This is a genomic window from Amycolatopsis sp., from assembly GCF_036008905.1.
Classification (GTDB): domain Bacteria; phylum Actinomycetota; class Actinomycetes; order Mycobacteriales; family Pseudonocardiaceae; genus Amycolatopsis.
In genome coordinates, this window is record NZ_DASYMU010000049.1 from 1 (window position 1) to 8,429 (window position 8,429).

Here is an 8,429-nt window from a genome sequence, read left to right on the forward strand (position 1 = left end):
CCTCGGTGGCGAGCTTGAGCGCCACATCCAGATCGGGGGCCTCCCACACCCAGACGCCGGCAAGGTACTCCTTCGACTCCACGAAAGGCCCGTCGCTGAACACCGCCTGCTCGCCCCGGTTGTCGATGACCGTGGCCGCGTGGGTGTCTGCGAGTCCGCCCGCGAAAACCCAGTAGCCCTCGGCGATCAGTCGTTCGTTGAATTCGCTGATGGCAGGCTGCCTGTCCGTGCTGCCGGGATTGCTCTTGTCATCGATCACGGAAACCAGGTACTGCATCTGAAGATCATCTCCTGTGGTGTCAAGACAGCGTGGTGTACCGGTCAGGGACTTCAAGCCGTTGCATACTGCGGGCGCCCGGCCGGCCGGTAGACCTGGATCGTCACGCCTTTCGAGTCGACTCGCGACTCGACCAGGTCGAGCGCGAGATCCGGGCCGGCGTCCGGGAACAACCGTGCGCCCTGGCCGAGAATCATCGGGACCACGATCAGTGTCATCTCGTCGACCAGATCGTTCTCCAGCAGCCACCGGGTCAGGGTGCCACTGCCGTGTACCTGCAGCTCACCCCCCGGCTTGGCCTTCAGGTCGGCGACGGCGGTCGCGAGGTCGCCGGGCAGGACGGTGGTGCCCGACCACGCCGGATCGGTGAGGGTAGCCGAGGCGACGTACTTTGGCTTCTCCTCCAACGCCACGCCGACAGGGTGGGCACGCATCGCTTCGATCGCTCCCCAGGAGCCGGCAAACAGCTCGTAGGTCCGCCGGCCGAGCAGGAACGCGTCGGCGCGCTGGTAGGTCTGGTTGATGAACGCCCTGGTCTCGTCGTCGCCCTTCCCCAGGGCCCATCCGCCGCGCTCGAATCCGTTCCTGCGGTCCTCATCCGACGCGCCGCCGTTGCCCTGCACCACTCCATCGAGGGTGACCTGAGTAATGGTCGTCAGCTTCATGATCGCGGTTCCTTTACCTTGGCGCCGCCCCTTGCGGGCGGCCTCACCCCTGCTACGAACACCACCGCCCCGATCCGACACCGCCTCCCGGATTTCTTTGAAGAACTTTCCGGGACGCCGGTCGTCAGCGATCCGACAGCACGACAGTTTCGCGGCGGCGACCTCGTCGCCGGTGGTGTCGACGAGCGCGGTCAGCTGGTGCTTCTCGGACACGTAGATCGTGCCGTCGACGTACTTGAGGCCCATTGGCTCCTGGAGGCCCCCGGCGATCTTCTTGATGGTCACCTGCGACGCGTCGGTCGCGCTGATCACGGCCGGCGACGAGCCCGGCAAGCCGACGGTCGAGTTCGCCGGTGGCACGCCGGAGAACGTGGTCGGGAAGGCGCAGGAGGGGCTGAAGAAGCTGGCGCAGGCGATCAGGGGCTGCGAGGACGAGATCGAGGGCAAGATCAAGGACGCGATGGGAGCGGTCACCAGCCGGTCCGGGTCCTTCGACATGCCGACGCCGAAACTGCTCGGGGAGACGAAGATCGGCGGGATGAAGGTCGATCTGGACGACCTGCGCTTCCTCGCCACCGACACGTTGCCCCAGATCGCGCGACAGCTCAACGCGGCGTCGGACGGGATCTCATTCGGCTCCATGCGCTCCGAAGCGTGGTATCGGCCGACTGAGATCGGCGCGTCGGACACCACGGACGGGCCCTATCAGGCGTGGTCCGCGCTGGTGTCGCTGGCCGAGAACCTCATGATCGACCTTGCCTGGGAGGTCAGGGAGAGCGCGGCCCATCTGGAGATCGCGGCCGACCGGATCGGCCGGACCGAGGCCCAGGCGGAGGAAGCCCTGCGCCGGCACTCGGAGAAGCTCAGCGGCGGCAGCGGACGCGATCCGATCGGCAAGGCCACCTGGTGGCTGAACGAGAACCGCTGAGGCGGCGCTGGATCGGACCGACTTCCAGAGACACGATCCAGGCGCCGCCTCGGGGGTGTCAGGAAGCGCGCGGCAGCGCGAGCCAGTCCTGCCAGGTGATGTCTCGGCCCAGATAACGGGGCTGCTGGAAGGGCCAGTCGGCGGTGATCCACTGCGGCACGAGCGCGTCGAGCGCGCGCTCCACCTCGCCGCCGACGAGGTCGTCCACCACCCACCAGCAGACCTCGCCGTCGGAGCCGGTGCGCTCGGGCGGGTCGAGGTAGACGCAGCCGAGGATCGCCGTCTCCTCCTCGTCCAGCAGCGCGTAGTTGAACGACTGGTGCGCGGCTATCTCTTTCTCGTGCCGCAGCAAGTCGACGCGGTCCTCTTCAAAGGTCATCGTCGCTTTGGGCCAAGCCCAGGCCGGACCGAAGATCTCCCACAAGCGCTCTCGGGAGCCCATCACGGCGGGGTAGTCGAGCGTGGTGTCCGCCTCCAGGATCGGCCGCAGGTGAAGCGCGGTGCCAGTCACGGGCACGTAGACAGGGTGGACGAAGTCGTCAGGCAGCCAGCTCATAAGGGCCGAGGCTACAGCCGGTCGGCGCGGGATGATCCAGGCGGCGCAGTTGTCCTTGAACTGGCGTAGCGAGGTAGAACGCCGTGTCAGTGGTCATGTCAGGGCCGTGGCGGGAGCATGTCAGACGTGGCGCCGATGGTGGTCACATGACAAGCACAGCGATTGCGGTTTCAGGGCTGCGAAAGGCATTCGGGGACAAGATCGTCCTCGACGGTATCGATCTGGATGTTCCTGCGGGCACGGTCTTTTCCCTGCTCGGCCCAAATGGCGCGGGCAAGACGACGACAGTGAACGTGCTGACCACGTTGATGAAGGCCGACGGCGGGACGGTTCGTGTCGCCGGCCACGATGTCGCGACCGAGACCAAGTCGGTGCGCGCGGCGATCGGGGTCACCGGACAGTTCGCGGCCGTGGATGAGCTGCTGACGGGGCAAGAGAACCTGCAGCTGATGGTGGATCTCAACCGGGCGGCCTCCGGCGGTGGCAAGCGGATCGTCACAGGGCTGCTGGAACGCTTCGATCTGGTGGAGTCGGCGAAGAAGCCCGCGTCGACCTATTCCGGGGGTATGCGTCGGAAGCTCGATCTGGCGATGACGCTGGTCGGCAACCCGCGGATCATTTTCCTGGACGAGCCGACGACGGGACTGGACCCGCGCAGCCGTCGCACGATGTGGTCGATCATCCGTGAGCTGGTGGCCGATGGTGTGACCATTTTCCTTACCACCCAATACCTTGAGGAAGCCGATCAGCTCGCCGACCGGATCGCGGTGCTCGACCAGGGCCGCCTGGTCGCCCAGGGCACTCCCGACGACCTCAAACGCCAGCTCCCCGGGACCCACGTCCGGCTCCGGTTCACCACCGTCCCGGAACTCGACGCGGCCGCGGGTCTCTTCACCGACTCCACGCGGGACGACGAGGCATTGGCGCTGCGGGTTCCCAGCGACGGCGGGACGAAATCGCTGCGAGCCCTGCTGGACAGGCTCGATGAGCACTCACTCAGCGCCGAAGAGTTCTCCGTGCACACCCCCGACCTCGACGACGTTTTCCTCGCCCTGACGGGCCACACCACGGAGGCCGTGCAATGAACACCAAAACCATGAGCGCCAAGTCCCATTCGATGGTCATGTTGCGCCGCAACTTCAAACACATCGCCCGGAACCCGACTTCGGTGTTCAACGCGGTCCTGATGCCGATCATCATCATGTTGATGTTCGTGTACATGTTCGGAGACGCTTTCAACGTCGGTGTCGACTACATCGACTACGCGACGCCGGGACTGATGCTGCTGGCCGTCTGTTATGGACTGGGGGCCACCGCGACGTCGGTGAACTCCGACATGATGAAGGGCATCATCAACCGGTTCAAGGTCATGGACGTCTCCCGTGGCGCGGTGTTGACCGGTCACGTCGTCGCCAGCGTGCTGACCAATCTGATCGCCATCGTGGCCCTCATCGGGGTGGCCTTCCTGCTGGGCTTCAGCCCGGCGGCGAGTTTCCTCGACTGGCTCGGCGTGGCCGGCATCGTCGTGCTGCTCGGTTTCGCGACCGGCTGGCTCACGATCGCCTTGGGATTGGCGGCGAAGTCCCCGGAAACGGCGGGTCTGGCCTCCGTGCCGCTGGTCATGCTGCCGTTCTTCAGCAGCGCGATCGTACCGGCGGAGAAGATGGGGCCGGGCCTCCGGCAGTTCGCGGAGTACCAGCCCTTCACCCCGATCATCGAAACCATGCGCGGGTTGCTCGACGGCGTCCCGGACACCGGAGACGCGATCGCCGCCATCGCCTGGTGCGTCGGCATCGCCCTCGTCGGGTACCTGTGGGCGCGTTCCACGTTCAAGAAGCGAGCCTGATCTCCCGAGCTGATCCGCCCGCCAACAGACCAAGTACGAGACAAGAGGAGTGTTGTCATGCCTACATTCGCCACGCCAGGGCCCATCGCCGCCACCGTGCAGGTCGCCGGTGCTCAGGTGCGGTTCACCGCGAGCGACCGGACCGACACCGTGGTGCTGGTCGAACCCGTCAACAAGGCGAGCCAGCCGGACGTCAAGGTGGCCGACAAGACCAAGGTCGACTTCGCCGGCGGCCGGCTATCGGTCAAAACGACCGTCTCCGGGGACAAGAACGGTTCGGTCGCCATCACGATCGACCTGCCCGCCGGCTCCAGCCTGGTCGCGTACCTGGCGCACTCAAGCGTTCACGCCGACGGCTCCTTTGGCGAGTGCGAGCTGCACACGGCGTCGAGTCGGGTCCAGCTCGATCGCATCAACGCGCTGCAGGCGAACATCGCGGCCGGTGAGGTCGCGATCGGCCATATCGCCGGGCGCGCCGACATCGAAGGCAGCGTGGTCGCAGTGCGGATCAACGAGGTCAAAGGCATTGTCGGGCTCTCGAGCTCGGGCGGCCAGACCTGGATCGGCCACGCCTCGGCCGACCTCGATCTCAGCAGTGGCAGCGGCGGTTTCGACATCGACCGCGCCGACGGCAGCGTCACCGCCAAGACAGGCGACGGCGCCATTCGGATCGGCCGGTTGACACGCGGTCAGGCGGAGCTGGTGAACCGCTCGGGAAACATCGAAGTCGGCATCGGCGAGGGCACCGCTGCCAGGGTGGACGCCAGCAGCAAGCGCGGCTCGGTGCGCAACTCCGTTCCGTCGCAGGAAAACCCCGGCACGTTCGACAACAAGGTCACGGTCCACGCCCGCACGCGGTACAGCGACATCATCATTCAACGCGCGGCGAGCTGACCCCTCAAGAAGCGAGCGTGACCGCGACCAGCTCACTCCAGCTCGTCTCCGTGCCCTCCCGAGCCGCCTCCGCGAACCGCGTTTCGCCGAGGCGGCTTCGCGCTGCCCGCTCGATCCGGGCCAGGTCCGGGTTGGCACGATCCGGCAGTCCGCGCACGGCGGTGCTCGCCGCGAGCAGCCGTGCGGCCTGCTCGTACTGGTCGCGGCGCAGTGCCAGGTCCGCGACGCCGACGAGGACCTGCGCGATCAGGGGCGCGTACCCCACCTCGCCCGCCGCCTGGCAGGCCGCGGTGAGGTACTCGGCGTCATCGAGATCGTCGGCGAGGTAGCCCAGCAGCTCGTGTGTTTTGGCGCGGATGCCCGCCTGCTCCGCTTCGTCGCCCCACACGGATGTCGCGACGCCGAGTTGTTTGTACGCCTCATCGGCGTCGCCGCTCCACCGAGCGAGTTCCGCCTTCGAGAGGGCCAGCATGGCCAGCGCATCCGGCCAGGTGACCCGTTCCGCGCACCGCTCGGCCTCGGCTATGGCGGCCGCGCTGGAGTCCTTGTCGCCCAGCAGCCAGTACAGCTGAGCCTGTCGCGACCGCATCCGGATGACATCGTCGATGGCACCGACTTCGGTGACGACCGCGATCGCTTGTTCGTAGTGCTCGCACGCACGGGCGAACTCGCCGTGCGTGGCGATGCGGTCCGCCAGCTCGGTCAGGGCGAACGAAATCCCGAACCGCTCGCCGATCGCGCGGAACTCGGCGAGCGCCGTCTCGAGGTACGCGTCCGCGTCCCGCCCGCCCTGGCCGAGCCCGATCCGCATCTTGCCGAGGTGCAGCCGGGCCATCGCGCGTACCCAGGGGTCCTCGCTGTCCAGCGATGCTTCCCACGCGGACAGCGCCGCGTCCGGCTCCCGCAACATGCGTTCCAGCGGGGTGACCAACCCCAGCAGCGGGTTGCGGAACTGACTGCGCCGGCCGAACTCGTATGCCTTGTGGATCCACTCCGCCGCCTGGTGCTCGTCGCCCAGTCCGGAGCTCACGAACGTCACGAGGAGGGCGTACACCCACACCCGGATCTCATCGGGCACCTCGCCGGGCATGGTGGTGGCCGCCATGATCAGCTCGTTGCCCTCCGCCTTGTGCCCGCCGAGCCACCAGTACCAGCCGGCACCCGCCGCGAGCCGCATCGCCGCGTGCGCCCCGCCGGCCGCGAGCGCACCGCGCATCGCCGCACCGATGTTGTCGTGCTCGGCCGCGAGCACGGCGAGCCATTCCAGTTGCTCGGCGCGGCGAAGATGTGGCTCCGCGGTCTCGGCGAGTTCGGTGAAGTAGGCGAGATGCGCCTGGCGCGCCAGGTCCGATTCCCCCGACTCCGCGAGCCGGTGCCCGGCGTATTCCTTGATGGTGCCGAGCATCCGGTAGCGCGGAGTGCCGTCGCCGTCGGCGAGCAGCAGCGATTTCTCGGCCAGCGCGGTGAGCAATTCGAGCACCTGCCCCGCCTCGACCGCATCACCGGCACAGACCCGCTCGGCCGCTTCCTGGCTCGCCCCGCCCGAGAACACCGAGAGCCTGCGCAGCACCATCCGTTCGGCGTCGGTGAGCAACTCCCAGCTCCAGTCGACCACCGCGCGCAGCGTCTTGTGCCGCGGCAACGCGGTACGGCTACCGCTGGTCAGCAGACGGAAGCGGTCGTCGAGCCGGTGGGCGAGCTGATCGATGGACATGGTGCGCAAACTGGCCGCGGCCAGTTCGATCGCCAGTGGCATCCCGTCGAGCGCCCGGCAGACGCGCACCATCGTCGGCAACACGTGGGCGTCGGCCGCGAGATCCTTGCGTACCGCGCCCGCCCGGTCCCGCAGCAACTGGACGGCCGGAGAGGACTCGATCTCGCCGGGGCCGGCGTCGCCTTCCGGCACGGCCAGCGGCTCGACCAGCCACAGCGCCTCACCGGTGATGCCGAGCGGTTCCCTGCTCGTCGCCAGGATCCGCAGCCGCCGGCACTCCCCGAGCACTCGATGGGCGAACACCGCCGCCGACTCGATCACGTGCTCACAGTTGTCCAGAATCAGCAGCGCCTCCCGCTCGCGGATCGCGGCGATGACCCGGTCTGTCAGCTCCGCGTGCGGTGCCTCGCCGAGCAGCGCATCCCGGAGGCCGAGCCCGGCGAGCGTCGACTGCGCCACATCACCGTCGGCGCCGATGGCCGCGAGCTCCACCAGCCAGGCCCCGTCGGGCAGGTCGTCGAGCAGCGTGCGCGCGGTCTCCGTGGCCAGCCTGGTCTTCCCCGAGCCGCCCGGCCCGATCAGGGTGGTGAGCCGATGTTCGGCGATGAGTTCGCGGACCACCGCGACATCGGCGTCCTTGCCGACGAAGCTGGTGAGCTCGGCACGCAGGTTGGTCTTCCGGCTCTCTTGCCGCCGCACCGACTCCCGCCGTCCCAACTCGCCCCGCAGCAGCGCGACGTGCAATGCGGACAGCTCCGGTGAGGGGTCGACGCCCAGTGCGTCGGCAAGGGCTTCTCGCGTGCGCTCGTACACGAGCAGCGCCTCGGTGTCGCGCCCGGCCGCGACAAGGGAACGCATCAGCGCCGCGACAAGCCGTTCTCGCATCGGATGCGCGGCCACCAAGTCGGTCAGTTCCGGGACCAGGTCACCACCGTGGCCGAGGCTGACCGCCGCGTCGAACCGATCCTCGATCGCGGTCAGGCGTAACCCCTCGAGCCGGGTGACCGCCGCGTCGAACGCCGCACCATCCTGCAAACCGATGTCCTGCATGGCCGCACCGCGCCACAACACGAGGGCCTCACGCAGCAGCCGTACCCGCCCTGGATCTTCCTCACTGCGAGCCTGACCGACGAGGCGTTCGAACCGCACGGCGTCGACAGCGTCGGGTTCCACCGTCAACCGGTAACCGTTCGGCTGCCCCTCGACCGACCCTTCCGGCAGTACCTTCCGCAGCCGGGAAACCAAGCGTTGCAAGGCATTCGCCGCGTCGGAGGGAGGGTGCTCGCCCCAGATCCAGTCGACAAGCCTTGCCTTCGGGACTACGTGACCTGGTTCGAGCGCGAGGGCGATCAACAGCCCGCGCAACCGGGCACCCGGCACGTCGGCGAAGACGCCGTCGTCCGTGCGAACCTCGAATGGCCCCAGCATCCCGATCTGCACCTGGCTGATCTTGCCATGGCCGATGGGCAGGCCACTGAGAGCGTCGGTACAGGCCAAGGCCGCGTGGGGTCGTGAGTGTCTACAAGTGTTCTAACACTTGTTGCCACTC

General features: G+C 67.8%; 8 protein-coding genes. 4 read left to right on the plus strand and 4 right to left on the minus strand.

Annotated features, from left to right (window positions below; all coding sequences use genetic code 11):
• On the minus strand, positions 1 to 277 hold a 277-nt coding region (locus tag VGP60_RS09825; protein ID WP_327547610.1), incomplete at its 3' end, for a YciI family protein.
• A gap of 53 nt (positions 278 to 330) precedes the next feature.
• Entirely contained in the window at positions 331 to 942 is a 612-nt protein-coding gene (locus VGP60_RS09830; RefSeq protein WP_327547611.1) for a dihydrofolate reductase family protein, read from the minus strand.
• 277 nt (positions 943 to 1,219) lie between these two features.
• On the opposite strand from VGP60_RS09830, the gene VGP60_RS09835 reads away from it, so the two are divergent.
• The gene (locus tag VGP60_RS09835) at positions 1,220 to 1,870 is read left to right on the plus strand and encodes a hypothetical protein (RefSeq protein ID WP_327547605.1); all 651 of its coding nucleotides are present in this window, start codon (positions 1,220 to 1,222) and stop codon (positions 1,868 to 1,870) included.
• Positions 1,871 to 1,928: 58 nt separating this feature from the next.
• Here the strand turns inward: VGP60_RS09835 and VGP60_RS09840 are convergent, their stop codons facing one another.
• Positions 1,929 to 2,426 (minus strand): N-acetyltransferase, encoded by a 498-nt coding sequence (locus VGP60_RS09840; protein WP_327547606.1) that lies wholly within the window; start codon positions 2,424 to 2,426, stop codon positions 1,929 to 1,931.
• A 146-nt stretch (positions 2,427 to 2,572) separates the two neighbouring features.
• Here VGP60_RS09840 and VGP60_RS09845 point away from each other — a divergent pair, with 146 nt between their 5' ends.
• The 3 genes from VGP60_RS09845 to VGP60_RS09855 are packed head-to-tail and all read left to right on the plus strand — an operon-like array spanning position 2,573 to position 5,166.
• Positions 2,573 to 3,511: an ATP-binding cassette domain-containing protein gene (locus VGP60_RS09845; RefSeq protein WP_327547607.1), complete on the plus strand. Its 939-nt coding sequence runs from the start codon at positions 2,573 to 2,575 to the stop codon at positions 3,509 to 3,511.
• Positions 3,508 to 4,272 carry an ABC transporter permease gene (locus VGP60_RS09850; RefSeq protein ID WP_327547608.1) on the plus strand — a complete coding sequence of 255 codons (765 nt, stop codon included), beginning with the start codon at positions 3,508 to 3,510 and terminating at the stop codon, positions 4,270 to 4,272. The genes VGP60_RS09845 and VGP60_RS09850 overlap by 4 nt, the downstream gene beginning before the upstream one ends.
• A gap of 57 nt (positions 4,273 to 4,329) precedes the next feature.
• Entirely contained in the window at positions 4,330 to 5,166 is an 837-nt protein-coding gene (locus VGP60_RS09855; protein WP_327547609.1) for a DUF4097 family beta strand repeat-containing protein, read from the plus strand.
• 4 nt (positions 5,167 to 5,170) lie between these two features.
• Here the strand turns inward: VGP60_RS09855 and VGP60_RS09860 are convergent, their stop codons facing one another.
• The gene (locus VGP60_RS09860) at positions 5,171 to 8,320 is read right to left on the minus strand and encodes a BTAD domain-containing putative transcriptional regulator (RefSeq protein ID WP_327547612.1); all 3,150 of its coding nucleotides are present in this window, start codon (positions 8,318 to 8,320) and stop codon (positions 5,171 to 5,173) included.
• Positions 8,321 to 8,429 lie beyond the last annotated feature (109 nt).

What these genes read in the sequence shown, in the direction of transcription:
- VGP60_RS09845 (WP_327547607.1), top strand. Translation starts at nt 2,573, where the DNA reads ATGACAAGCACAGCGATTGCGGTTTCAGGGCTGCGAAAGGCATTCGGG.
- VGP60_RS09855 (WP_327547609.1), top strand. Translation starts at nt 4,330, where the DNA reads ATGCCTACATTCGCCACGCCAGGGCCCATCGCCGCCACCGTGCAGGTC.
- VGP60_RS09850 (WP_327547608.1), top strand. Translation starts at nt 3,508, where the DNA reads ATGAACACCAAAACCATGAGCGCCAAGTCCCATTCGATGGTCATGTTG.
- VGP60_RS09840 (WP_327547606.1), bottom strand. Translation starts at nt 2,426, where the DNA reads ATGAGCTGGCTGCCTGACGACTTCGTCCACCCTGTCTACGTGCCCGTG.
- VGP60_RS09835 (WP_327547605.1), top strand. Translation starts at nt 1,220, where the DNA reads ATGGTCACCTGCGACGCGTCGGTCGCGCTGATCACGGCCGGCGACGAG.
- VGP60_RS09830 (WP_327547611.1), bottom strand. Translation starts at nt 942, where the DNA reads ATGAAGCTGACGACCATTACTCAGGTCACCCTCGATGGAGTGGTGCAG.